Origin of the sequence: Nocardia sp. NBC_00416, from assembly GCF_036032445.1 — a bacterium.
Taxonomy (GTDB): Bacteria; Actinomycetota; Actinomycetes; order Mycobacteriales; family Mycobacteriaceae; genus Nocardia.
This window is the reverse complement of the sequence record NZ_CP107932.1, coordinates 1,015,933-1,038,696: the sequence shown is the minus strand read 5'-3', so window position 1 is coordinate 1,038,696 and position 22,764 is coordinate 1,015,933. Positions and strand designations below refer to the sequence as shown.

At 68.4% G+C, this 22,764-nt stretch carries 19 protein-coding genes; 8 read left to right on the top strand and 11 right to left on the bottom strand.

Annotation, left to right across the window (positions count from 1 at the left end):
- The first annotated feature begins 31 nt into the window (after positions 1-31).
- Positions 32-1,240 (top strand): cytochrome P450 family protein, encoded by a 1,209-nt coding sequence (locus OG804_RS04690; RefSeq protein WP_328394228.1) that lies wholly within the window; start codon positions 32-34, stop codon positions 1,238-1,240.
- Positions 1,241-1,248: 8 nt separating this feature from the next.
- On the opposite strand, the gene OG804_RS04685 is transcribed toward OG804_RS04690, so the two are convergent.
- Positions 1,249-1,968, bottom strand: coding sequence for an MBL fold metallo-hydrolase (locus tag OG804_RS04685; RefSeq protein WP_328394226.1), 720 nt, complete (start codon positions 1,966-1,968; stop codon positions 1,249-1,251).
- A 118-nt stretch (positions 1,969-2,086) separates the two neighbouring features.
- Here OG804_RS04685 and OG804_RS04680 point away from each other — a divergent pair, with 118 nt between their 5' ends.
- A complete protein-coding gene (locus tag OG804_RS04680) occupies positions 2,087-2,695 on the top strand; it encodes a DUF4126 domain-containing protein (protein WP_328394224.1) in 609 nt (202 codons plus the stop codon).
- 63 nt (positions 2,696-2,758) lie between these two features.
- Here OG804_RS04680 and OG804_RS04675 read toward each other — a convergent pair whose 3' ends face one another.
- Positions 2,759-3,721, bottom strand: a complete 963-nt coding sequence (locus OG804_RS04675; protein WP_328394222.1) for a zinc-binding dehydrogenase — start codon at positions 3,719-3,721, stop codon at positions 2,759-2,761.
- 84 nt (positions 3,722-3,805) lie between these two features.
- On the opposite strand from OG804_RS04675, the gene OG804_RS04670 reads away from it, so the two are divergent.
- Both OG804_RS04670 and OG804_RS04665 read left to right on the top strand, forming a co-directional pair.
- Positions 3,806-4,441 (top strand): TetR/AcrR family transcriptional regulator, encoded by a 636-nt coding sequence (locus tag OG804_RS04670; protein WP_328394220.1) that lies wholly within the window; start codon positions 3,806-3,808, stop codon positions 4,439-4,441.
- Positions 4,442-4,451: 10 nt separating this feature from the next.
- A complete protein-coding gene (locus OG804_RS04665; RefSeq protein ID WP_328394218.1) occupies positions 4,452-4,934 on the top strand; it encodes an NUDIX hydrolase in 483 nt (160 codons plus the stop codon).
- Between the two features lie 37 nt (positions 4,935-4,971).
- Here the strand turns inward: OG804_RS04665 and OG804_RS04660 are convergent, their stop codons facing one another.
- From OG804_RS04660 to OG804_RS04635, 6 genes are all read right to left on the bottom strand, one after another.
- A complete protein-coding gene (locus tag OG804_RS04660) occupies positions 4,972-5,886 on the bottom strand; it encodes a D-alanyl-D-alanine carboxypeptidase family protein (protein WP_328394216.1) in 915 nt (304 codons plus the stop codon).
- Positions 5,887-6,035: 149 nt separating this feature from the next.
- On the bottom strand, positions 6,036-7,082 hold the full coding sequence (locus OG804_RS04655) for a hypothetical protein (RefSeq protein ID WP_328394214.1): 1,047 nt from the start codon (positions 7,080-7,082) through the stop codon (positions 6,036-6,038).
- Positions 7,079-9,385, bottom strand: coding sequence for a hypothetical protein (locus OG804_RS04650; RefSeq protein ID WP_328394212.1), 2,307 nt, complete (start codon positions 9,383-9,385; stop codon positions 7,079-7,081). The genes OG804_RS04655 and OG804_RS04650 overlap by 4 nt, the downstream gene beginning before the upstream one ends.
- 70 nt (positions 9,386-9,455) lie before the next feature.
- A complete protein-coding gene (locus OG804_RS04645; RefSeq protein ID WP_328394210.1) occupies positions 9,456-10,352 on the bottom strand; it encodes a hypothetical protein in 897 nt (298 codons plus the stop codon).
- A 252-nt stretch (positions 10,353-10,604) separates the two neighbouring features.
- Positions 10,605-12,416 carry an MFS transporter gene (locus OG804_RS04640; RefSeq protein ID WP_328394208.1) on the bottom strand — a complete coding sequence of 604 codons (1,812 nt, stop codon included), beginning with the start codon at positions 12,414-12,416 and terminating at the stop codon, positions 10,605-10,607.
- Positions 12,417-12,491: 75 nt separating this feature from the next.
- A complete protein-coding gene (locus OG804_RS04635) occupies positions 12,492-12,941 on the bottom strand; it encodes a MarR family winged helix-turn-helix transcriptional regulator (protein WP_328394206.1) in 450 nt (149 codons plus the stop codon).
- Positions 12,942-13,330: 389 nt separating this feature from the next.
- Here OG804_RS04635 and hrpB point away from each other — a divergent pair, with 389 nt between their 5' ends.
- Both hrpB and OG804_RS04625 read left to right on the top strand, forming a co-directional pair.
- Positions 13,331-15,787 carry an ATP-dependent helicase HrpB gene (hrpB, locus tag OG804_RS04630; RefSeq protein ID WP_328394204.1) on the top strand — a complete coding sequence of 819 codons (2,457 nt, stop codon included), beginning with the start codon at positions 13,331-13,333 and terminating at the stop codon, positions 15,785-15,787.
- A 277-nt stretch (positions 15,788-16,064) separates the two neighbouring features.
- Entirely contained in the window at positions 16,065-16,757 is a 693-nt protein-coding gene (locus OG804_RS04625; protein WP_328394202.1) for a GTP pyrophosphokinase, read from the top strand.
- A 26-nt stretch (positions 16,758-16,783) separates the two neighbouring features.
- Here the strand turns inward: OG804_RS04625 and OG804_RS04620 are convergent, their stop codons facing one another.
- The 3 genes from OG804_RS04620 to OG804_RS04610 are packed head-to-tail and all read right to left on the bottom strand — an operon-like array spanning position 16,784 to position 20,229.
- Positions 16,784-18,049 carry a saccharopine dehydrogenase family protein gene (locus OG804_RS04620; RefSeq protein ID WP_328398229.1) on the bottom strand — a complete coding sequence of 422 codons (1,266 nt, stop codon included), beginning with the start codon at positions 18,047-18,049 and terminating at the stop codon, positions 16,784-16,786.
- 60 nt (positions 18,050-18,109) lie between these two features.
- Entirely contained in the window at positions 18,110-19,444 is a 1,335-nt protein-coding gene (locus OG804_RS04615) for an FtsX-like permease family protein (protein ID WP_328394200.1), read from the bottom strand.
- Complete coding sequence (locus OG804_RS04610) at positions 19,441-20,229, bottom strand: ABC transporter ATP-binding protein (protein ID WP_328394198.1); 789 nt, start codon at positions 20,227-20,229, stop codon at positions 19,441-19,443. The genes OG804_RS04615 and OG804_RS04610 overlap by 4 nt, the downstream gene beginning before the upstream one ends.
- A 350-nt stretch (positions 20,230-20,579) precedes the next feature.
- On the opposite strand from OG804_RS04610, the gene OG804_RS04605 reads away from it, so the two are divergent.
- Positions 20,580-21,215: a TetR/AcrR family transcriptional regulator gene (locus OG804_RS04605; protein WP_328394196.1), complete on the top strand. Its 636-nt coding sequence runs from the start codon at positions 20,580-20,582 to the stop codon at positions 21,213-21,215.
- Positions 21,216-21,497: 282 nt separating this feature from the next.
- Entirely contained in the window at positions 21,498-22,742 is a 1,245-nt protein-coding gene (locus OG804_RS04600; RefSeq protein WP_442941739.1) for a cytochrome P450, read from the top strand.
- The last annotated feature ends 22 nt before the right edge of the window (positions 22,743-22,764 follow it).

Below are 22,764 nucleotides of genomic sequence, written 5' to 3'. Positions count from 1 at the left end.
CGTACCCGCCGCCGACTTCCCAGGACGGACGATGACCACCAGCCAGGACGCGCAACCGCTGCAACTCGACCGTTCGTTCTTCGACGACCCGGCCGCGCTCTATCGTGGCCTTCGAGTGGAGCGACCGGTGGTCCGCGCGATCGGGCCGAGCGGCCTGCAGTTCTGGATGATCACCCGCTACGCGGACGCGCGCGCCGCGCTCAACGACGCGCGAATGATCAAGGATGCCGATCGGATCCCGGGGTCCTTCACCCGCGACGGCGAGGCGCCCCAGGCGCGGGTCGTCACAGAGTCGCTGGTGCGGCACATGCTCAACGCCGACCCGCCGGACCACACCAGGTTGCGCAAGCTGGTCGGGAAGGCCTTCACCATGCGGGCGATCGCCCGGCTGCGTCCGCGGATCGAGGAGATCGCCACCGAACTCGCCGACGGTATGGACGCGGCGGGCCCCACGGTCGACCTGCTCGATCATTTCGCGTTCCCCCTGCCGATGACCGTGATCTGCGAGATCCTCGGCGTCCCGCAGGATCGCCGCGACGAGTTCCGGACGTGGTCGAACACGTTGCTCTCCGGTGGCCCCGACCACGAGCGCGCCGGCGCCGCACGCGCCATGTCGACATTTTTCGCCGAGCTGATCGACGACAAGTCCGCTCACCCCGGCGAGGACATGCTCTCCGATATCGTGCGGGCAGCCGAGGACGGTGACTCGCTCAGCCGCTCCGAAACGATGGCGATGGCGTTTCTGCTGCTCGTGGCGGGCCACGAGACGACGGTCAACCTGATCGGCAACGGGATGCTCGCACTGCTGCGCAACCCGGAACAGCGCTCCCGACTGCACAGCGACCCGGATCTGGTGCCGAACGCGGTGGAGGAATTCCTCCGCTACGACGGTCCGGTCAATCTGGCGACCATCCGGTTCACCACGGAACCGGTCGAGTTCTCCGGCACCACCATCCCGGCCGGCCAGTTCGTGCTCGTATCGCTGATCGGCGCGAACCGCGATCCCGAACGCTACGCCGACGCCGACCGCCTCGATATCGAGCGGGACGCGTCCGGCCACCTCGCCTTCGGCTACGGCATCCACCACTGTCTCGGGGCGCCGCTGGCTCGGCTGGAGGGCGAGATCGCCTTTCGCACACTGCTGGCGCGGTTTCCCGCCATGGCGCTCGACGACGAGCCCGGCCCACACCGCGAGAGCACACTGATCCACGGCCTGACCCGGCTGCCGGTCCGGCTCTGACCGGTCACTCACCCACCGAAGCGAGCCGCCAGCGCATCACGCTGCCTCCGCACGAAGCCGGCGTCCACCACCGCGCCGTGACCGGGCACGTACAGCGCGTCCGGCCCACCCAGCTCGAGCAACCGGTCGAGCGCGGCGGGCCAGCGCGACGGTACCGCGTCGGGCCCGGCCTGCGGCTCCCCCGATTCCTCGACGAGGTCGCCGCAGAACATCACGGTGGGATCACCGGACACGACGACCGCGAGGTCGTGCCCGGTATGCCCCGGCCCGATATGGACCAACGAGATTTCGCGGCCGGCGCTCGGCTGCAGCGTGGTCACCTCCCGGACGTACTCCTGGGGCGGCGCCAAGGCGTCCGCGGCCTGCTGAGCAGCGGTCGCGTCGAGACCGTTGCGGACCGCGTCGTCGCGCGACTCGTCGCGCCCGTCCCGGTACGCCCACTGCGCGCCGTCCGCGGCGAAGACCGGGGCGGGCGCGAACGCCGCCGCGCCGAACACATGGTCGAAGTGATGATGGGTGAGCGCGACGGCAGTGATATCGCGGCCCGCCAGCGCCTGTGCCTGCGCCCGCAGCCGCGCCCCCTCACCGAGACTCGACCCGGCGTCGACCAGCAGCGCGAAATCATCCCCGATGATCAAGCCGACCGTACAGTCCCACACCGGCAACCGGCACCGGCCCACTCCGTCCGCGAGCCGCTCCCAGCCCAACTCTTCCCACCGCACCGTCATACCGAAACGCTAGCGGCGCTCCGGAGTCCGATCGCCGCCGGCAGCGACCGGACCGCGTTTCACGGCGCGATATGCCGTCCCCGATCCACCGCGGAGCGCGCCACTTACACTCGAAACCATGAGTAGCTGGGTGCTTCCCGCATTTCTGGGACTGGGACTCGCGGCCGCGTGCGGATTCCGGGCTTTCCTGCCATTGCTCATCCTCAGCGCCGCCGCGCATTTCGGGGTGCTCGGTCTGCACCTCAACGAATCCTTCGCCTGGATCGGCTCCACCGGAGCCCTTCTCGCACTGTCGATCGCGGCCGCTGCCGAGATGTTGGGCGACCTGATCCCGTTCATCGACAACGCCTTGTCGATCATCGGCAACGTCAGCGGTCCGATCGCGGGGGCGATAGCGGCCGGGTCGGTGTTCGAGGCGGCAGACCCGGCCACCGCCGCGATCGCGGGAATCATCGTCGGCGCCCCTACTGCCCTCACCTTCAGCGCGACCCAGACCGGTGTCCGCGCGGCCAGTACCGCCACCACGGGCGGCCTCGCGAACCCGGTGGTCTCGGTCGTCGAGGACGTATTGGCGTTCGTCCTGGTCGCGTTGGCGATCGTGCTCCCGCTTCTTGTTCCGGTCGCACTGGGCGCGCTGCTGTTCATCGCGTGGCGCGCGGTGCGCAGATTCCGCCGCCGTGCCCGATCTACGCGGGCCGCGGCGACGCCGTTCGCACGATCCGGGTAGATCCGTGCTCACCGACGCGCCGATCCGGAAGCCTCGGTGGAGGTCCGCCGATCCGGCGGCAGCTCAGGGAGTGAGGACGATCCGCCCGAACACGCTGCCCAGATCCATCCGGCGGTGCGCTTCGGCCGCCAGTTCCAGGGGCAGGACCTCGTGGACGACGGCGTGCAGTTCGCCGCGCGCCGCGGCCGCGAAATGCTCGGCCCGAACCGCGTCCCGGGCCGGAACCGGGACCGTGTCAAGGCTGAAGGTGGCGAACGAGCGGGACTGCTGGAACGCACCGATGAGTCGCATGCCGAAATCCGCCGGCGGAAGACCGGCCACCACACCGACGACGACCATGCGTCCGTTCGGCGCGAGCCGGTCGACGAACGCGGGCATCTCCGCCCCGCCGACGATATCGATGATCACGTCGAACGATATCGGCGCTGCCGGATCACCCGCTCCGGCCCGGTCGAGCACATGCGTCGCCCCGAGGTCACGGAGTCGTCTGCCGCGTTCCGGCGACGATGTCGTGACCGCGACCGCGCTCGCCCCGCCGCGCGCGGCGAGCTCCACCGTGGCGATGCCGATGCTGCCCGCCGCACCGCGCACGAGCACGGACTCACCGGGTAGGAAATGTGCGTGGGCGAGCGCGAAATGCGCGACGGGAGCGGAGCTCCCGAGCGTCACCGCGTCGATCGAGGACAGAGCGGCCGGGAGTGCGACGATATCGGCGATCGGGGCCACCGCCCGCTCGACGTAGCCGCCACTGGTACCGGTGAACGCCCACACTCGCCGACCCGCCCACGACTCGTCGACGCCGGCGCCGACCGCTGTCACCACGCCGGCGACCTCGCTGCCGGGGACCATCCCCTCGGTGAACCCGTACCCGCCGAGTGTCCCGCGACGGATTACGGCGTCGACGCCGCCGACGCCGATCGCCTCGGTCTCGATGACCACCTGGCCGGAGGCCGGCGCCGGAGGCGGCGCCTCGATCACGGCCATGCCGCTCGGGTCACCGAATCGCTGGATCGCCACTGCTCGCACCGTCGTCTCCCTCTCGAACCTCGTCGGTCGCGTACCGTGGCGACAGTAACGGACGCCCCCGTCCACTTTCGCGAAGTGAGAACCATGACCGACCGATTGCCTCAAATGCTCCGCGCCGATGCGCGGGACAACCGCGAGCGAGTCCTCGAGGTCGCGCGAACGCTCTTCTCCGAAAAGGGGATCGATGTGACGATGCGCGAGATCGCTCGCCGTGCCGAAGTCGGGCCCGCCACGCTCTATCGACGGTTCCCGACGAAGCAGATGCTGATCGACGCGGCGTTCGCGGACGAACTGCGCCTGTGCCGGGAGATCGTGGACGACGGCTGCGCCGACCCCGACCCATGGCGCGGGTTCTGCTCGGTCATCGAACGGATCAGCGTGCTCAACGGCCGGAACCAGGGCTTCGTGGACGCGTTCGGCGCCGCGAACCCGGAACTCGGCAGTTTCGCCGAACACCGCGGCGCGCTGCTGCGCAAACTGGCGGACCTGGCCGGGCGCGCCAAGGCCGCTGGGCTGCGCCGCGACTTCGTCATCGACGACCTCGTACTCGTCCTGATGGCGGGGCGCGGGTTGTCATCGGCCCCGCCTTCCGGCCGGGAGGCGGCCGCCCGGCGGTTCGCCGCCCTCGCCATCGACGCCTTCCGGGATTCGCCCGCCAACGCGGATCTGCCCCGCCCCGCGCGACTCGTCGCCGGCGTGGTGCGTCCCACGGCCGTTTAGGGTCGGTGCCATGCCCACTCCGGATTTCATCCGCCACCTCCGTGCCACCGTCGGACAGCAGTTGCTGTGGCTGCCGGGCGTCAGCGCCGTCGTCTTGGACGACGAGAAACGGATCCTGCTCCAGCACCGGGTGGACGACCGGAGGTGGGCGCTGATCTCCGGCATCCTGGATCCGGGCGAACAGCCCGCCGCCGCCGTCGTGCGGGAGGTGAACGAGGAGACGGGCGTCGAGTGCGTAGTCGAGCGGCTGCTCGCGGTGCACTCCGAGCAGCCGATGACCTACTCCAACGGCGACGTCTGCCAGTTCATGAACCTCTGCTTCCAGGCGCGCGCCGTGGGCGGCACGGCCCGCGTGAACGACGACGAGTCCCTGGAGGTCGGCTGGTTCACGCCGGACGCGCTGCCCGAGGACATGGCCGATCACCATATGCTCCGGATCGAGCAGGCCCTGGCCGACGAACCCACCTGGTTCGCGACAACGAGTGCCGACTGAGGCGGTGGTACGCGGCGGGCATTTGTCCGGTGCCCGGTCAGCCGACCGGCAGCGCGCTGAGGATCGGGAGGAAACCCCAGTCCATGACGCGTCGGGCGTCGGCTGTCGCGGCGGCCAGGTCGTCGGGTGAGCTGTTCAGGACCACACCGATCAGCCGCTGTCCGCCCCGGGAGGCTTCGAAGAGCAGGCAGACCCCGGCGGCGTCCGTGGATCCGGTCTTGATTCCCGTGGTGCCCGCATACTCACGGAGTAGCCCGTTGGTGGTTTCCCAGACGTGGTCCCGGTTCGCGGGACCGGCCGGCTGGTGGAAGGTCGGCGATTTGACGATCTCTCGGAAAACCGGCTGGGCCATCGCGTGCCGGCCCAGCCTCACCAATTCCGCGGGTGTGGAGTACGTGGCGTAATCGTCCGGAACGGGGAGGCCGCTGGCGTCGCTGAAATGAGTATTCGGCATGCCCAGTCGCTGCGCGGTGGCGTTCATCCGGGCGATGAAGGCGTCCTGGCCGGGCCCGTAGGCCTCGGCCAGGGCGTAGGCGGCGTCACAGCCGGAGGGGAGCATCATCGCGTACAGCAATTGGCGCGCGGTGAGCACCTCGCCGGGAGCCAGGTCGGCGGTGCTCCCGCCGTAGGCGGCGGCATAGTCGACGGCCGCCCGCGACACCGTGATCGGGCGCTCGAGATCGCCCGACTCGAGCACCACCACCGCCGTCATGACCTTGGTGATACTGGCGATCGGGACACGGGTGTCCGGCTGGCGTGACCACATGATCACCCCGGTATTGGCCTCCGCGAGCGCCGCCGCGGGCGCCCGCACTCCGTCCGGTTGCAGACTCAGCGGAAACGGGAGCTGAGCGTGTGCGACGCCCGGGAACGGGGCGGCCACGGCGGTGGGAGCGAATACGACGAGTAGTCCGGTCACGGCGGCCAGCAGTACACGGGCATAGGTTCGCATCGCCATATTGTGTCGGCCGACCTCGTCGAACAGTGGGATTTCCGACCGGGGGCGTGGCCGCTTCCTTGCTGGTCAGGATGGTATCCGGCCGCTGGGCACCGAGGTAGGGCGTACGCACGGGGCACGAACTCGACACCGGGAGCCCGAACTCACCGCGGGGTGGGCCGGTGCGCCATCCAGCGTGACGTGCTGGGCAGAAAAGCCAGGACCAGCATCACCACCGTGAACGCGGTGCCCACGATGCCGAGTGCGGAAGGCACGATCTGCGGCGCGGCCGAGTCACTGGTGGTGGCACCGCTGAGGGCGGTATTCACGATGATCGAAAAGAGCAGGGAGCCTGCCCCGCCCACTCCGAGTAAGGCGAGCCCGGCCATTTTTCGGAGCAGTACGAGGATCCCGCCGATGAGCAGCACCAGTGCGAATATCGATGCCACGACCAGCAGGAGCTGGATCCTGCGCCAGACGCCGGTCGGATCGTAGTAGGGGTCGGTATCGATGAGCGGAATCGCCAGCATCCCCAGCAGGCCGCGAAATCCTCCGATGATCGCGAGCACCGCGGCGATGACCGCAGTAGCGGCCGAAGGCGCCGGGGCCGGCCGCGGATACGGTGGCGCGAGTGTCGGATCCCATGTCCATGGTCCCTGACCTTGCGCGGCGACGCCGGGGGCCGCGTGAACGGGAGCCGCCGGCGGCCGGTACGGCGGAGGCCCGCTTGATCGGCGTTGCCGCTGCTGCCGGGTTCTACGGAAGTAGGCGCGCGCGGCCGGCGTAGCCTGCAACACCACTGTCGCTGTCGACAGCAGCAAGACCGCGACGGCGACAATGCGGCTCGAGACCGCGAACCACGCGACCGAACTGAAAGCCCCGGCGCCGAGAAGCCCCAGGATGAATCCGATCGCCGATCCTGTTATGGCCCAGGCCAGTACGCGGGCCGAGGGCACGCCGCGACCGGACAGCACAGCAAGCCACACACAGAGGGCGCTGTACGCGATCGCCACCACTACGAACGCCACCAGCCCTGCTGCCGCCGCGCGTCCGGCGGCGCTGTCACCGGCGCGTTCGCTGTGCAGAGCGCTGGCCTCGTGCATCGCGAACAACGCGCCGATCGCGCTGACGAGGGCACCCGCGGCCGCCCCCGCGTACAGGTAGCCCGCCACCCATACCGCCGTCGGCTGCCGTACACCCACCGTTGTCATAGGTTCGGCTTTCGCAGCGAATTCCGCGCGCGGCGTCGCCACACCAGTAACGCGCCCGCGGCGAGCCAGACGGCCACCGGCAGTAGGGTGACCGGGTAGAACCAGGGGTTGGCGGTCGCCGACGTGGGTCTGCTGAACGCGGCCGTCGGCGGCTGCGAGGTGGTCAGGCCACCCAGCCAGACTTCGCTGTCCCCACCGACCGGACCATAGCGGGCGTTACCGGCGGACGGTGCCATCGACGGGTGTTCCCGGGCGAATTCGTCGGTGCCGATCCCGTGTCGATCGATTCGGGTGAAGTCGACGCCGCCGTACACGAAGGTGGTGGTGTACAGGATGTCACCACTGGTGGTCGTGTGGGTGATGTTGAACTCGCCGTTCTTGTACGACTCGACGTAGCGGTCGAAGACCTCTCGCGGTGTCCACGGCTCCCGGGATCGCCACGGGCCGATATCGCCCGAATCGATCAGGTCGGAGTACGCGGTTTCCTTCGTCTCGCTACGATCGCGGAACCATTCGGCGGCGACCCGGCTGGCGTAGACCCGGCGCAGGTCGGCGTATTCGGGTGAATGGTTGATCGCATCCTGGACCTGGGGCAGGACCATCGTGCGGTATACCGACTCGTTGTGCCGAGTGGTGGCCTCGTCCTGCCCGGGGCAACCGCCGATGCCGCCGACTCCCTCGGTTGCTATGACGTCCGACTCCATCTTGACCTCGAGTGGGGCGTCGAGGATGTAGAGCTCGTTGCCCGCGTCCCGGACTGTCGCCGTATCGGGAACTATCCACTGGCGCATGGTTACGCACTTCGTGTCGCCACGAAGGGCCGTCCAATAATTCTGGCCACCCGGTGTGTCCGGGTGGATGAAACGGGCGACCAGCTTTTTCATACTCAGATCGGCCTCGAGCAGTACCCGGCCCGCGTCGGTCCGGCCGAATTCGGAGTCGATTATCCGGTCGGGCTCGTCCGGATTCAGGTTCACGGTGAAGGCGGACGGCGGCAGCGCCAGCCAGACGAAGAACGAATCCGAGGCGAGCTGCGCGGCACGGCGCCCACCGAAGGACTGCTGGTCCGCGGTGGGCAGCGTATCGGCCTGGAACGCGTACTGCGCGCTCGAACCGTTGTGATAGGTATCGGAGACGTAGCGCAGTTCCAGGGTGGCGAAGTCCACCCCTCCCAGATCATCGGCGACAGCGGCGTCCGGAGCGGCGGCCCGCCCGGGTTCCGCCGCGTATTCGTCGCTGATCCGGCGATCGAGCTCGTCGTTCTCCACGGCCTCGGCCGGCGACCCCGGCGAATTCGTGACGGCCGCGCCCAGCCCGCCCGGCATTCCGTATTGACCGGGCATCACGAGGGGGGCAGTCGCGGACGGCACGCCGACGCCGGCCGGAGCACCGGCAGGAGACGCCGTCGCTCCCCCACTCGGCGGCGGTCCCCACTCCGGCCGCGGCGGGGCGTGCGCGTCCTCGGGAACGGGAATCGGCACCGAGGTCGCCGGATAGTAGCGGGCCACCACGACCACCCGGTTGAGCGGACGGCCCGGCGCCAGTCCGGAATTCTCGGGTAGCGCCCTGTTGACCTTGTCGATGAGGTCCAGCGCTTTTTTCGACGGCGGCTTGGCGAACAGGTACTGGAAGACCTTGCCCTTCGCCTGGGCGATGGTGACGAACCCGTTCAACTGCCCGACGCGGAGGTTGTTGGTGAACTTGAGCTCGAAGGCGTCGACTTCCGTGTCGGCGTACATGTCCGGCTTCTCGTCGGCGCCCGAACCGGGAACGGGCTGCCCGAACTGCCAGTGGCTTCCGCTGAACAGCGACTCCCGCCCGCGCAGAAACGGCTCGAACGCCCATCCGGCGTGACGGTTGTTGGTGATGTTGACATACCGCGCGCGGTATTTCTCGAAGGAGCTCTTCCCGCCCTCCGCCTGATAGGCCTTCCAGCGTGCGTAGAAGTGCGCCGGACTTCCGGCCGTGTAGGCCTGGGGTTTGTCCAGGGAGTCGAGGTATCGCTGAAAGGCACGGAATTCGGCGGGGGACTGCCGGCGGTCCGGGGGCGCCGGGAGCCGCAGGACGTCGTCCGCGGACGGGAAAGTGAACGTCGGCGCAGTATTCTGCGCGGGCAGCGGTGCGGCGGGGTCGAATCCGAGCAGGTGCTTCGGTCCCGCTACGGAGCTCGCGGGCACCGAACTCGGCTGTGCCACGCCGAATGGTGTCGATACCAGGCCCAAGAGCGCGCCGGCCATGGCGATGACGAGGACTCGGTGAAAATACGACGCTCGCCGGGCCGGTTTCGCCAGAGGATCGATCACGGCAACGGCCTCCTCCCCCATGAGCCGGTTCCGAAACCTCGCTCAGTATAGGCCGTTTCGCATCACTGCGTCACCCGCTGCTGCGAGAATGCCTGGCGCGCAACGTCCCTCGCCGTCCGGTCGCGACGAATTCGTCGATGGCCAGAATCGGCATCACGATGTCGCCGTCCCGGCCGGCCTGCTGCACGTAGGGATCGCCGGCGTAGACGTTGTCGGGAGCCGCCGGGTCCTCGCTCCGATAGACCCACACCCCGCCCCTGATCCGGCGCACTGTCTCCCCGAAGTACCACACCGCACCGTCGACCAGCTCGCGATGTTCCGGCGCGTACAGGTCCCGGGACGTCGGCGTGTAGCGCGCCAGCAGGCCTTCCAGCGCATCCAGCGAAGCCGGCCCGAAATCCCAGTCGGAGCCGGTGCCGAAGGTGGCGCGCCACCGGCCGAACCCGGCCCTGCGCCCGGACACCCAGGTATCGATGTGCCGGGCGTCGGATTCGGTCATTTCGAAGGGGTCGACGCCCGGGGTGTGTTTCTTGCTGGGTGCCCACATCGGGTCGGCGGCCCGCACACGCGTGACAGCCTGCTCCCACTCGGAGAACACCGTCGCGAAGACCCGCTCGGTTCGTTCGCCGATAGCCCGGCCGACCGTCCGGCGTGGGTACGCCTCGCCGAGTCCGAGCGCGTTGTCGGCGTGCACAACCGGTTCGCTCCCGCGCCAGCCCCATTCGCCACCGGCCAGCCGGAGCAGCACCTCACCGAGATATCCGGCGGCCCCGTCGGCGAGATCACGCCGTGCCGGATCGTCGATCTCCTCGGGTTCGCCGAAGTACTCGAGAAGCCGGGCCTCCAGGGCGCCCAGCGACCCGGCGGAGAAATCCAGGCGGAATCCGCCCTGCTCCTCGAGTTCCTCCAGCCCCAGCAGGTTGAGGCTGATTCCGTCCACCCAGTCGGTGAGGCGCTGATCGGTCACGGGGTCTCCTGATCGGTCTGCCGGTGTCGGACCCGAATGACGCCCGAACCCCTGCGGACCGCCCAGGGAAGGAACCGGGACCCGCGTACCGACGCGGATCGCGGGTACGCCGTACTCACCGTAGCCAACTCGACAGAACGCACACCAGCGACGCGGGCGGCACCCGCACCGGTTCGGTGTTCCAGGGCGTCCTGCATACCCGTCGAATGCAACGAGGTGGAGGCACGCGCGGAAACCGAGCCGGGACCGTCCTCAGCGTCGTACGGGTTCGTCGATCAGTTCGGAGGGCGCCTCCCCCGACGCGAACGCGGCGACCGCGGCCAACTCTTCGCCGACCGATTCGCGGCTCTCGTCGCCGCCGTCCCCGGCCGGCTTCCCCTTCCCGCCTTCGTCGGTGAGGAACGAGAAGATCGCACCGAGCACACAGCAGACGAGCGCGAAGGTGAAGGCGGCGGTGAGGCCGTCGGCGAACGGGTCGCTGATCAAATGGGGGAAGAACTCCAGCCCGGTCAGGTGATCGACGCTGGACTGCGACAACCCTTGCAGCGCATCGCCACCGACCTGCTGGATGGGGTTGTAGCCGAGGAACGCCGCGAACAGGATGCCGACCGTCGGCAGCTGGGCGATCCCCTGGGCGGGCGCTTCCGGCATACCGCCCGCGGTCAATCCGTCGAACATCGCGGCCGGCAGATGCGCACTCAGACCGGCGATCATCAGCGAGAAGAACAGCCCGATCGAGAGCACCATCGCCGCGTTCTGGAAGGTCGTCATCATGCCGGCGCCCGACCCGCGGGAGGTGGCCGGCAGTGAGTTCATCACCAGGGCGCGGTTCGGCGAGGAGAACAAACCCATGCCGATGCCGTTGATGAGCAGGATCACCGCGAACACCCAGTAGGTGAAGTCGACCGGGATGGCGATCAGGGCGCCGAAGGTCCCTGCCGTGATGAGCATTCCGATGGTCGTGAACCATCTCGTGCCGAACCGGTCCGACAATGCGCCGGAGAGCGGGGCGCTGAGCAAGAATCCGATCGTCATGGGCACCATGTAGATACCTGCCCACAGCGGGGTGCGGGAGTAGTCGTAGCCGTGCTGGGGCAACCAGATGCCCTGCAACCAGATGATCAGGATGAACTGCAGGCCGCCGCGGCCGATCGACCCCATCAAGTTGGCCGCGTTGCCGAACGCGAACGAGCGGTTCTTGAACAACGACAATTCGAAGAGCGGGCTCTCGACCTTCGTCTCGATGTAGGCGAACACGCCCAGCACGATGAGACCGCCGATGATCGCGGTCAGCACCCACGGGTTGGTCCACCCCATGTTCGAGCTGCCGTAGGGCTGGATGCCGTAGGTGATGCCGACCAGGATCGCGATCAGGCCGACCGCGAATGTCAGGTTGCCCCACCAGTCCATCTTCGCCTTCGTGCGGACCCCGGTGTCGCGGAGTTTCAGATACGCCCAGACGGTGCCGACGACCCCGAACGGGACCGACACGAGGAAGATGTAGTGCCACTGGATCGGCGCCAGCACACCGCCGACCAGCAGGCCCAGGAACGAGCCCGCGATGGCGGCGACACCGTTGATCCCCATGGCGAGTCCGCGCTGGTGGGCGGGAAACGCGTCGGTGAGGATGGCGGAGCTGTTCGCCATGAGGAAGGCGCCGCCGACACCCTGGACGACCCGCCAGGCGATCAGCCAGATCGCCGCTTCGGAACCGTCGAACCAGGTGATCGCCAGGAAGATGGAGGAGATCGTGAAGATGGCGAAGCCCATGTTGTACATGCGGGCTCGGCCGAACATGTCACCGAGGCGACCGAAGCTGACCACGAGCACGGCGGTGACGACCAGGAACCCCATCATCATCCACAGCAGGTAGCTGGTGTTCCCGGACTCCAGGGGATTGAGGTCGATCCCCTTGAAGATATCGGGCAGTGCGATCAGCACGATGGACGAGTTGATCGTGGCGATCAGCATGCCGAGGGTGGTGTTGGAGAGCGCGATCCACTTGTAGTGCGGTCCCAGGTCGGCGGAATCCGCAGTGGATGCTCGGGTGGCGAGCGAGGTCATGGGTGGTTCCTTCGAGCAGGTAGTGCAGACAATGGCTACGATGCGCGACGCCATTGTCGGCACGTATCGGGCGAGCTAGGTCGTCCCGAGTGCGTCGGCGAGGATGGTGAGTCCCCGGCTGACCGTGACCCGGTCGTCCGGGTCGAGACCGTCGATGGCCTCGGCGAGCAACTGCGCTTTCTCGGTCCGGGCATTGGCGATCAATTCGATCCCGACCGGTGTCGGAATCAGCAGGCGGGCGCGCCCGTCGTCGGGGTCGGGGGTGCGCTCGATGCACCCCTGATCCTCGAGGACTGCCACGATGCGCGACATCGTCGGCGCGGAGACCGATTCCCGCTCGGCGAGGGCGGACAACCGGATCGGGGCGTGATTGATGATCGTCCACAGCGCCGCGGCCACGCCCGCGCTGAGTTTCCGGCTCGGACCGCGGGTACGCAGCGTTCGGTTGATCCGGGTGAGCAGGTGATACAGGGTCGCGACATCGTCCGGGGCGCCCGGCTCGTCAGTTGTGGAGATGCTCTGCATCGCGCCCATCTTTCATCTTTTCGATCGCAAGTGAAAATTATTCGTGCAGGTAGATTAGTTGTTTACTGCGAACTAAGTAAATCGTACGCGATCGCGACCGTCACCCCCGAACGGAATTCGACGCCGGATCGGCGCGGGTTCGGTGCGCCTGCCCGACCTCACGGACGGCGGCAGCGGACAGCCGACCTGGAGAAATACAGGGACTACCGACTCGGGACCGGGAGGCGGCGGGAGCCCCGGCGGGGGGTGACAAAGGTCTCCCCGCTGACCGGCCGTCCCCCGCGAGGGCGCGCTCGGCCGTGCGCCACGCGTGGGACCGAAACCCGGTCGCCCGGCCCCGAGGGCGGTGGGTGTCGACCCTCGGAGCGGAGGCCTCAGACTGGTCGGTGATGAAACTGCCCGAGCTTCCCGATCTACCGGTCCGTGGCGTTCTCGATCGCCTCGTCGAGACCCTGGCCGAACACGGGACCACCGTGCTGGTCGCCCCAGCGGGCACCGGGAAGACGACTCTGGTGCCGTTGGCGCTGGCGGCCGGTGTCGCGGGGCGGGTGCTCGTGGCCGAGCCGCGGCGATTGGCGGCTCGCGCGGCTGCCGCACGGATGGCCGCGCTGCTGGGCGAGTCGGTGGGCGCGACCGTGGGCTACGCAGTCCGGGGAGATCGGCGAGTGAGCCGGGAAACCAGGGTCGAGGTCGTCACGTCGGGGTTGCTGGTACGACGGCTCCAGGCCGACCCCGAGTTGGCGGGTGTCGACGTCGTGCTGCTCGACGAGTGTCACGAGCGGCACCTCGACGCGGATCTGCTGTTGACGTTGCTACTCGATGCTCGGGCCGGACTGCGGCCGGACCTGCGGGTGCTCGCCACATCGGCGACTGTCGCCGCTGAACGCCTTGCCACGCTCCTGGGCGGGAACCACACCGCGCCGGTGATCGAGGTCCAGGGCCGGACCTATCCGGTGGACACGACATACGTCGCATCGTTGCCACGGGAACGGGTCGAAGCGCAGGTGGCGCGCGCCACCCGGGCCGCACTCGCCGCAACCGCGGGCGACGTGCTGGTGTTCCTGCCCGGGGCAGCCGAAATCCGCCGGACGACAGCGCTTCTGACCGACCTGGACAACGTGGATGTCGTTCCGTTGCACGGCAGACTCTCCGCCACGGGGCAGGATGCGGCGTTACGGCCCGGGCCGCGGCGGCGCGTGGTGTTGTCCACGGCCGTGGCGGAATCGAGTTTGACGGTGCCCGGGGTACGGGCCGTGGTGGATTCGGGGCTCGCCCGGGTCCCCCGCATCGATCGGGCGCGCGGGCTGTCCGGGCTCGCGACGGTCCGAGTCTCGGCGGCAGTGGCCGAGCAGCGGGCCGGGCGGGCCGGACGTGAGGGTCCGGGGCGGGTGTGGCGCTGCTGGCCCGAATACGAGCACGCCACGCTGCCCGCCTATCCGGAGCCGGAGATCCGGACGGCGGACCTGACGCGGTTGGCGTTGGAGCTGGCGTGCTGGGGCACGGCCGACGGGCAGGGTCTGGCGTGGTGGGATGTTCCGCCGCCCAGCGGGTTGGCGGCCGGCCGGGATGTACTGCACGCGTTGGGGGCTGTGCGCGGAGACGGTGAGGTGACCGACCGTGGGCGGCGCATGGCCCGGATCGGGCTGCATCCGCGACTGGCGCGCGCGTTGCTCGACGGGGCGGCCGAGGTCGGTGCGCGGGCGGCCGCGGAAGTGGTCACCGTCCTCGACGACGACAGCCATACGTCCGGTGTCGATCTCGCGGCCGGTCTGCGGGTGCTGCGGCGCGAGCGGCCGGTGCGCTGGCGACGCGAGGTCGAGCGACTGGCGCGGCTGGTCGAGGGGCCGGACGGAGTCGACGATCCGGCTTACGTTGTCGCGCTGGCTCATCCGGAGCGGCTCGCCCGACGGCGCGGCCCGGATTCGACGAGCTATCTCATGGTGGGCGGCACGGCCGTGACACTGCCGCCCGGTTCCGGAACAGGTGATCCGGAGTGGCTCGCGATCGGCGTGGCGACACGTGATCCCGGTCGTTCCGAGGGGTACATACGGTTGGCCGCGGTCGCCGATGAACGACTCGCCCGCCGTGCCGCTGCCAGCCTGCTGACCGTCGTCGACGAAATAGATTGGGTCGACGGCGATGTGGTCGCCCGGCGAATCGAGCGACTCGGTGCGATCACACTTTCGGAGAAACCGATTCGCGACCCCGATCGCCGGTTGCTCGGCGCGGCGGTGCGCCGCGGACTGAACTCCGCCGGTCTCGGCCTGCTGTCCTGGACTCCCGAGGCAGTCGCCTTACGCCAGCGCCTCGATTTCCTGCACCGCACCCTCGGCGCCCCCTGGCCGCCGGTCGACGACGAATCCCTACTCGCCGCGGCCGACACCTGGCTCGGCCCCGAACTCGCCGCCGCCCGTCGCCGCGCCGACCTCGAACGGGTCGACGCCGGACACGCACTGCGCCGCCTACTGCCCTGGCCGGACGCCGCCCGGATGGACGAAGTGGCGCCGGAACGCCTGGAGGTTCCTTCCGGGAGCCGACCCCGCCTCGACTACTCCGCCGACCCGCCGGTGCTCGCTGTCAAAGTGCAGGAGATCTTCGGATGGACGGATGCGCCACGCCTGGCCCACGGCCGCGTCCCGATCGTGCTGCATCTGCTCTCACCGGCGCAGCGTCCGGTCGCGGTCACGGCGGATCTGGCATCCTTCTGGCACACCGGCTGGCCCCGGGTCCGCGCCGACCTGCGTGGCCGCTACCCCAAGCACGCGTGGCCGGAAGACCCCACCACCGTCCCCGCCCACCGGGGCACCGCGCGCAACGCCGGTCGCGACCTGCCGCGCTCACGCTGACCTGCGTCGCAGAACATCTGCCTGCGCCGCATAGCCACCGGCGAGACACCGCGACCGGGCAGTCACAGCGCCCGCGACTCCGCATACCGATTCGACCACCGTCGACCTTGCGATCCGGCCGCGTACCGTGGTCGATGCAGGTAGAGGCCCGGTCGCGTACCCGATGCCCCCGCTGCTGGGACCGGAACGACATCGAAAGGCCGAGATGGCGGCAGAAGAGGACAGGCGAGATCACCACGACCGACACGGGTCGGGCGACGAAGCGCGGATCGCCTTCATGATCCGTATGCGCGAGGATATGACCCGCTTCGTCATGGAGTACCAGTTCGCCGTGCGGGAACTGCTCACGAAGGTCACGATTCTGCGTGAGGAGTTCCTGCATCTGCACCACTACAACCCCATCGAGCACGTCACATCCCGAGTGAAGTCACCGACGAGCATCCTGCAGAAGGCAATACGGAAGAACATCCGACCCGACCTGCCCGCTCTCCGTGAACACATCACCGATATCGCGGGCGTCCGGATCACCTGCAGCTTCATCACCGACGCCTACCGTGTGCTCGACGCGCTCACCTCACAGGACGACGTTCGCGTCCGCACCGTCAAGGACTACATCGCGCACCCCAAGCCGAACGGCTACAAGAGCCTGCACGCCATACTTGAGATCCCCGTGTTCCTGTCCACCGGGCCGGTGAATGTGACCATCGAACTCCAGGTGCGAACCGTCGCCATGGACTTCTGGGCGACCCTCGAACACAAGATCTTCTACAAATACGACGGGCACGTGCCGCAGCACCTCATCGACGACCTGGCCGGCGCCGCCGCGACGGCCATGGAACTCGACCATCGGATGGAGCGGTTGCACACGGAGATACACGGGGCGGACGGCCGCACCCGCGGACCACAGTCGGATATCGACGACGGGGTCCTCGAGTATCTCTGGCAACTCGCCCGGGACACCCGGTCCTGACGTCGCCCGCAACATCCACAACAGCGTCAGCTCCGGTGTGGTCGTGCGACGACGTCGATGACCATCCCGGTGGCACGCAGCCGGTCCGTGAGCGCTTCACCCATTGCTGTTGCGGGAGTGAGGATTCCAGCACTCTCGGAGAGTCGGGCGCCGTCGAAGGCCAAGCACAGGCCGCTCTCGCCGAGCATCACCGCGGTGGCCTGATATCCGGGGTCCCCCTGCCCAGCGAAGGTTGCCAGGTATTCCGCGCCCGTAGAGGTGCGGGTGTGTGTCGTCATCCGGAACCACCCCTGGGCGCGTGCTTTCTCATCCGGTCCGGTACCCGGCGCGGGCAGCACCCGATCCAGCAGCCTGCGGCCCGGCGACGACCTCGACAGCACCGCGACCGTGCGCATTCCGGCGACGACACCGCCCGCGGCCGCGGCCGCGATCAACGGGGCCGCGGGCGAGGTCCCCGCGTCCATCACCTCTCGGTAGCGGAAGTTCGCACCATAGACCCACCCGAGCAGCCCGTTGCTGCGGCGCACGATCTTCGTATTGTGCGGTGCCATGACAAATGTGCCGACCCAGCCCCGCAAGCTCGGGGTGATGGCGGCCGCGCGCCCGAATGCGTGATCGGACTGGCGGCCGACGCGCGGTTCCCTCGATTTGTCCGGGCTCAGCGAATAGGGATCCGAGATCTGCATTTCCGCGGCGGGGTCCGCGGCGATGGTTTCCCACATGGCACGTGCGGAGTCGATGGTGCCGCCGCTGACACCACCTTTCACCGTCGCGACGAGGGTTGTGTCCTCGAGTTCACCGGCGCCGTCCGCGACGACAGCACGATACAGCTGGTAGACGCTCAGGTCCGAAGGAATCGAGTCGAAGCCGCAGGATGTCACGATCTTGGCCCCGGTGGCGACCGCCCGCGAGTGGTATCGGTCGATCACGTCCCTGGTGAATATCGATTCCCCGGTGAGGTCGGCGTAGTGCGTCCCGGCCTCCGCGCAGGCGGCCACCAGCGGTAGACCGTACCGTTGATAAGGACCGACGGTGGTGATCACGACCGCGGTCCGTGCCGCGAGGGTGTCGAGGGTGTCCTGATCCGCCGCGTCGGCCACGATCAGTCGCCAGTTCGCGGCGCCCGGTCCCAGGCTGTCGCGTAGTGCGCGCAGTTTCTCCGGTGAACGCCCGGCCAGCGCGATGCGCGCGGAATCTCCAGCGGCGCCGGCGAGGTACCGGGCGGTGGTTTCCCCGACGAACCCTGTTGCACCGAAGAGGGTGAGGTCGAACTCCCGACGCTCGGCCATGATTGCCTACTTTCTGTACCTACTGGACGCGGATTCGCTGCGGAGGTCGTTCCGGTGCGGAGTTCACGGTGTGGTCAGGGCGATGACCGGCCGCATGCGGGTGGCGCGGACCGTCGTCGACGACGTCGCGGCAAGGGCGATCGATAAACCGCCCACGACGATGGCGGGGTACATCCACCATGGACCGCCCGGAATCGGTGACCCGGTTTTGACGATGCTGTAGGGAGCGACGGTGGCTGCCGCCGCCATCGTGCCGAGAACGACTGCGATAGCGGCCGCGACCGCGCTTTCGACAACGACCATGCCCAGCACTTGATTCCGCGTCGAGGAGGTCAACTGGAGCAGGCCGAACTCCCTGCGGCGCTGCCAGGTCGCCGCGATCAGCGAGTTGCCGACCGCAATCGAGCAGAAGGCGATGATCATCGCGACGACAAGGTAGTTCGCTGCCGCGAACTGCGGGCCGATGTCATTCGGTGCACGACCGGCGATACTGTCCTCGGTGCTCTGCATGTAGAGAGTGCCGGCGGCGATGCCGACGAGCAGGGTCAGTGTGCCGACGACCGTGCTCGCGTCCGCGGCGCGGGCGTGCAGGTTACGCACGGCCAACCGACCTACGCTGCTCGGAATCAGGGGCGCGATCCGCCCAACCGCCGTGACGACGAGAGGGCTCAACAGCGCCAGGCCGACGGCGACTCCGATACACGCGGGCCCGGCTACCGCGGCGAGTAGCGGTCCGTCGGCTGTGCACAGCGTGGCCGCCCCGGAGCCGATGCCGATCAACACAAACGTCACGCCCACGATCGCCTTGAACCGCGACAACGCGCGGACCTCCGCACCCGATGCGCCGGCCAACGCCAGAACCGGGGCGACCGCCGCCGCGCGCCGCCCCGCGAGCACTGCCGCCGCCACCGCGGACAGCAACGAGACCGTCGCGCCCACAATGAGGGTCGTCGCGTTCACGGTAAACCCGATCGACGCATCGACCACGCCGACCGCGACCATTCGGCCGAGCAGGAATGCGCCCAGCGCGATTCCCGGCACGAGACCGACCACCACCGCGGGCAGCGCCACGGCAGTCGTCTCCACCAGCACCATCGCGCGCACCTGACGGGGCTCCGCTCCGATCAACCGGACCAGAGCCAGTTCCCTTCTGCGCTGCTGGATTCCGAGAGTGACCGTGGAAGCGATCCCGAACGCCACGACAACGACGGTCCAGCCACCCATGATCGCCGCCAGGATGGCCAACGATTCTCCGCTGTCCCCGGGGGCGGCCATACCGGTCTCGACCAGCGCGGCGAACGCCGTGAGCAACGCCGTTCCGGCCCCGATCACACACGCGGAAGCGATATACGCCGACACGCGCGCGGATACCGTGCGCAGAGCGAAACGCCACATCATCGGGCGCCGCCTCGCGCGGCGACGCCGTCGGTCAGCCGCGTCATCTGCGCGGCCACCTCGGCGGCGCTGGGGTGGGGGACTACGTCAGCCACTTGCCCGTCCGCGAAGAAGACGACGGCATCGGCCACGGCCGCGGCGACCGGGTCGTGGGTGACCATCACGATGGTTCGCCCCCAGCTGTCGACCGCCTCGCGCAGCAGAGTGAGCACTTCGGCGGCGGAACGGCTGTCCAGAGCACCGGTCGGCTCGTCGGCGAAGATCACGGCGGGAGCACTCAGCAGTGCTCGGGCGATCGCCACCCGCTGTTGCTGACCGCCCGAGAGCGCCGCCGGCCGCGTCTGCGCGTACTGCTCCAGGCCGAGCCGCGCCAAGATCTCACGCACCGCACCTTTCGGTATCGGCCGGGAGGCGAATTCCATGGGCAGCGTGACATTCTGTGCCACAGTCAGGGTCGGGACCAGGTTGTAGGACTGGAAGATGAAGCCGAACCGGTCGCGGCGGAGGCGGGACGATTCGGGCTCGCCGAGGGTCGTCAGTTCGGTTCCCTCGATCCGAACCGACCCCGATGTCGGCTGGTCCAACCCTGCCGCGCATTGCAGCAGCGTGCTCTTTCCCGAGCCGGACGGTCCCATCACCGCCGTGAACGTCCCCCGCGGGAATCCCAGGCTCACACCGTCGAGGACCCTGGCAGCGCCAGGGCCTTCCCCGTACACCTTCACCACCTGACGCAACTCCACGCTGTAGCGCGCGGGCGCAGCTGGCTGCGACCTATTCTGTGTGTACATCGTACGAGTCATAAATACACCGTACCCGAATGATCGGGAAGCCATAGAGTTCGACAGATATTCCCCTTTTAAACTGCACTTTCATGGATGGAATCCATTAATTTTCGACACACATCACCTTTTCCGGGTAGGCTTTCGTCACCGAACCGCCATCGTGACGAAAAGAGGTCCGGATGCCCACCTGTCAAATTTGCGGCCGCGAACTGCCCCCCGGAGTCCGCGGCCGACCCGCGAAGTACTGCTCCCGCGCATGCCGGGCGCGCGCGTACCGGGAGCGTGTCGCGGAGAAACAGCGAAGAGCCACCGAACCCACGGAGGCTCCGGGCGCCGCGCTCTCCGTTGATCGCATCGTGCGGGCCGGGATCGATCTGATCGACCGCGAAGGCGGCGCCGGCCCTTCTATGCGCCGCACCGCCGCCGAACTCGGCGTCGGCGTGATGTCGCTCTACCGCTACGTTTCCGGGAAAGAGGAGCTCGGGCGACTCATGATCGACGTGGTCTTCGGCGAGCATCCATTACCGGAACCCGGCCCGCCGGGCTGGCGCGCCAAACTGGAACTCTCCGCCCGCAACGAATGGCAGATCTATCGCGAACACCCTTGGGTCCCGCAGCTTTTCGCACTGACGACCCGGCCTCCGATCGCCCCGCAACTGATGTCGTACACCGACTGGCGGATCCGCGCTGTCGACAACCTCGGCCTCGAATTCCCCACCATGGTCCGGATCGCGATCATGGTTTCCACCCATACACAGAGCTCCGCCTATCCACTGGCGGTGGAGCAGTTCGCGCACGACACCCGCGAGGAGTGGCTCGGCGCGCGGAGCGGAAGAATCCAGGAAGCGTTCACCTCGGGCGCGCTGCCGATGATCGCGCGGTTCGGCGCCGACGCCATCGAAGCCTCACAGCCGCACAGCATCTTCGAGTTCGGGCTACGGTGCCTACTCGACGGGGTCGAGAAAATCATCTCCTCCCGAGATGCCGGCTGAGGCCGAGCTCGCAGGCGGATGACCGGGAAGCCGGTGCTACGGCCGACCGCGGCCCCGCACCCGGGTACCCGCCCTGAACCCCGCCTGTCCACGAATGACGGCCGCCCCGATTCACGGGCCCACCAGCGCCGATCCGATCCGGCATCCTCCCATTTCGAGCCGGTGTCGAACCGCTTTGGGCCACACCGTATTACATCCACCCCTACCGTAGGGTCCTACCGTGTGCCGAGTATCCGATCGGAATCTCTCGGCACACGTCACGCACTACTATGGAGACCCGTTTTGACGACCACACCACACACCACCCCCGGCGCCCGCCTCGTCAACAGTTCGCCTTTCACCGAGGCCGGCCCGCGGTTCCCGCTGTACGAACCCGAGTTCGCCGCGGACCCCCAGTCGGTGTTCGCGAGGATGCGCCGCGAACATCGGGCGATGGTGCCCGTCGAGCTGGCCCCCGGCGTCCCCGCGACCTTGGTGATCGAGCACAGCACCGCGGTACGCATCCTCAATGATCACGAACATTTCCCGGGAGACCCGCGCACGTGGCAGCAGGGCGTCGCCGCCGACTGCCCGGTCCTGCCGGTCATGGAGTGGCGGCCGATCCCCGGACGCAGCACCGGGACGGACTTCCAGCGCTACCGGGCGGCCCAGCTCACCACACTGGCCGATGTGGACCTGCACTGGCTACGCGCGACCGTGGAAAAGCTGTCCGTGCAGTTGATCGGGTCTTTCTGTGAGGCAGGGACCGCCGATCTCCTCCTCCAGTACACGTTCCCGCTCATATTCGGCGTCTGCAACGCACTCCTGGGCTGCCCGCCGGAGATCGGACAGCGGGTTGCCGACGGCATGGCCGCCATGCTCGAAGGTGTCGACGCCGACACCGGCAACCAGATGCTTCATTCCGCCCTGGCAGAACTGACCGCGTCCAAACGCGCCGACCCCGCCGACGATGTGACGTCGCGGCTGCTGCAGCATCCCGCCCAGCTCGACGACTACGAGATGGCCCACCAGCTGACCGGTATATACGGTGCGACGATCGAGCCCCAGCAGAACCTCATCGCCAATGCGCTGCTGCTGATCCTCGGCGACGGCCGCTTCGGCGGCAGCGTCCTCGGTGGCAGCCTGTCCACACGGGACGCACTCGACGAGGCGCTCTTCGACAACCCGCCGATGGCGAACCTGCTCATCACCTACCCCCGGCAGCCGATTCTGATCGGCGACGTCTGGCTGCCCGCCCACCAACCGGTCGTCATCAGCATCGCCGCCTGCAACAACGATCCCGCGATCCGTTCCGACGACCACCGGGGCAATCGTTCCCACCTGTCCTGGGGCCTCGGCCAGCGCAGCTGCCCCGCGCAGACACCGGCCTACCTGGTGGCCCAGGAAGCGATCGATCAGCTACTGGACGCGCTACCGGAGATGGAGCTGGATTTCCCCGACGGGCCCGTCTGGCGCCCCGGCCCCTTCCATCGCTCCCTGACCGCGCTGCCGGTCAAGTTCCCGCCGTCACCACCGCTCGTCAGCTGACGGCAAGAGACGCGAACGAGCC

Coding starts and splice junctions, on each gene's coding strand:
- OG804_RS04655 (WP_328394214.1), bottom strand. CDS start 7,082: ATGACAACGGTGGGTGTACGGCAGCCGACGGCGGTATGGGTGGCGGGC.
- OG804_RS04660 (WP_328394216.1), bottom strand. CDS start 5,886: ATGCGAACCTATGCCCGTGTACTGCTGGCCGCCGTGACCGGACTACTC.
- hrpB (WP_328394204.1), top strand. CDS start 13,331: ATGAAACTGCCCGAGCTTCCCGATCTACCGGTCCGTGGCGTTCTCGAT.
- OG804_RS04670 (WP_328394220.1), top strand. CDS start 3,806: ATGACCGACCGATTGCCTCAAATGCTCCGCGCCGATGCGCGGGACAAC.
- OG804_RS04610 (WP_328394198.1), bottom strand. CDS start 20,229: ATGTACACACAGAATAGGTCGCAGCCAGCTGCGCCCGCGCGCTACAGC.
- OG804_RS04640 (WP_328394208.1), bottom strand. CDS start 12,416: ATGACCTCGCTCGCCACCCGAGCATCCACTGCGGATTCCGCCGACCTG.
- OG804_RS04635 (WP_328394206.1), bottom strand. CDS start 12,941: ATGCAGAGCATCTCCACAACTGACGAGCCGGGCGCCCCGGACGATGTC.
- OG804_RS04680 (WP_328394224.1), top strand. CDS start 2,087: ATGAGTAGCTGGGTGCTTCCCGCATTTCTGGGACTGGGACTCGCGGCC.
- OG804_RS04690 (WP_328394228.1), top strand. CDS start 32: ATGACCACCAGCCAGGACGCGCAACCGCTGCAACTCGACCGTTCGTTC.
- OG804_RS04685 (WP_328394226.1), bottom strand. CDS start 1,968: ATGACGGTGCGGTGGGAAGAGTTGGGCTGGGAGCGGCTCGCGGACGGA.
- OG804_RS04625 (WP_328394202.1), top strand. CDS start 16,065: ATGATCCGTATGCGCGAGGATATGACCCGCTTCGTCATGGAGTACCAG.
- OG804_RS04615 (WP_328394200.1), bottom strand. CDS start 19,444: ATGATGTGGCGTTTCGCTCTGCGCACGGTATCCGCGCGCGTGTCGGCG.
- OG804_RS04665 (WP_328394218.1), top strand. CDS start 4,452: ATGCCCACTCCGGATTTCATCCGCCACCTCCGTGCCACCGTCGGACAG.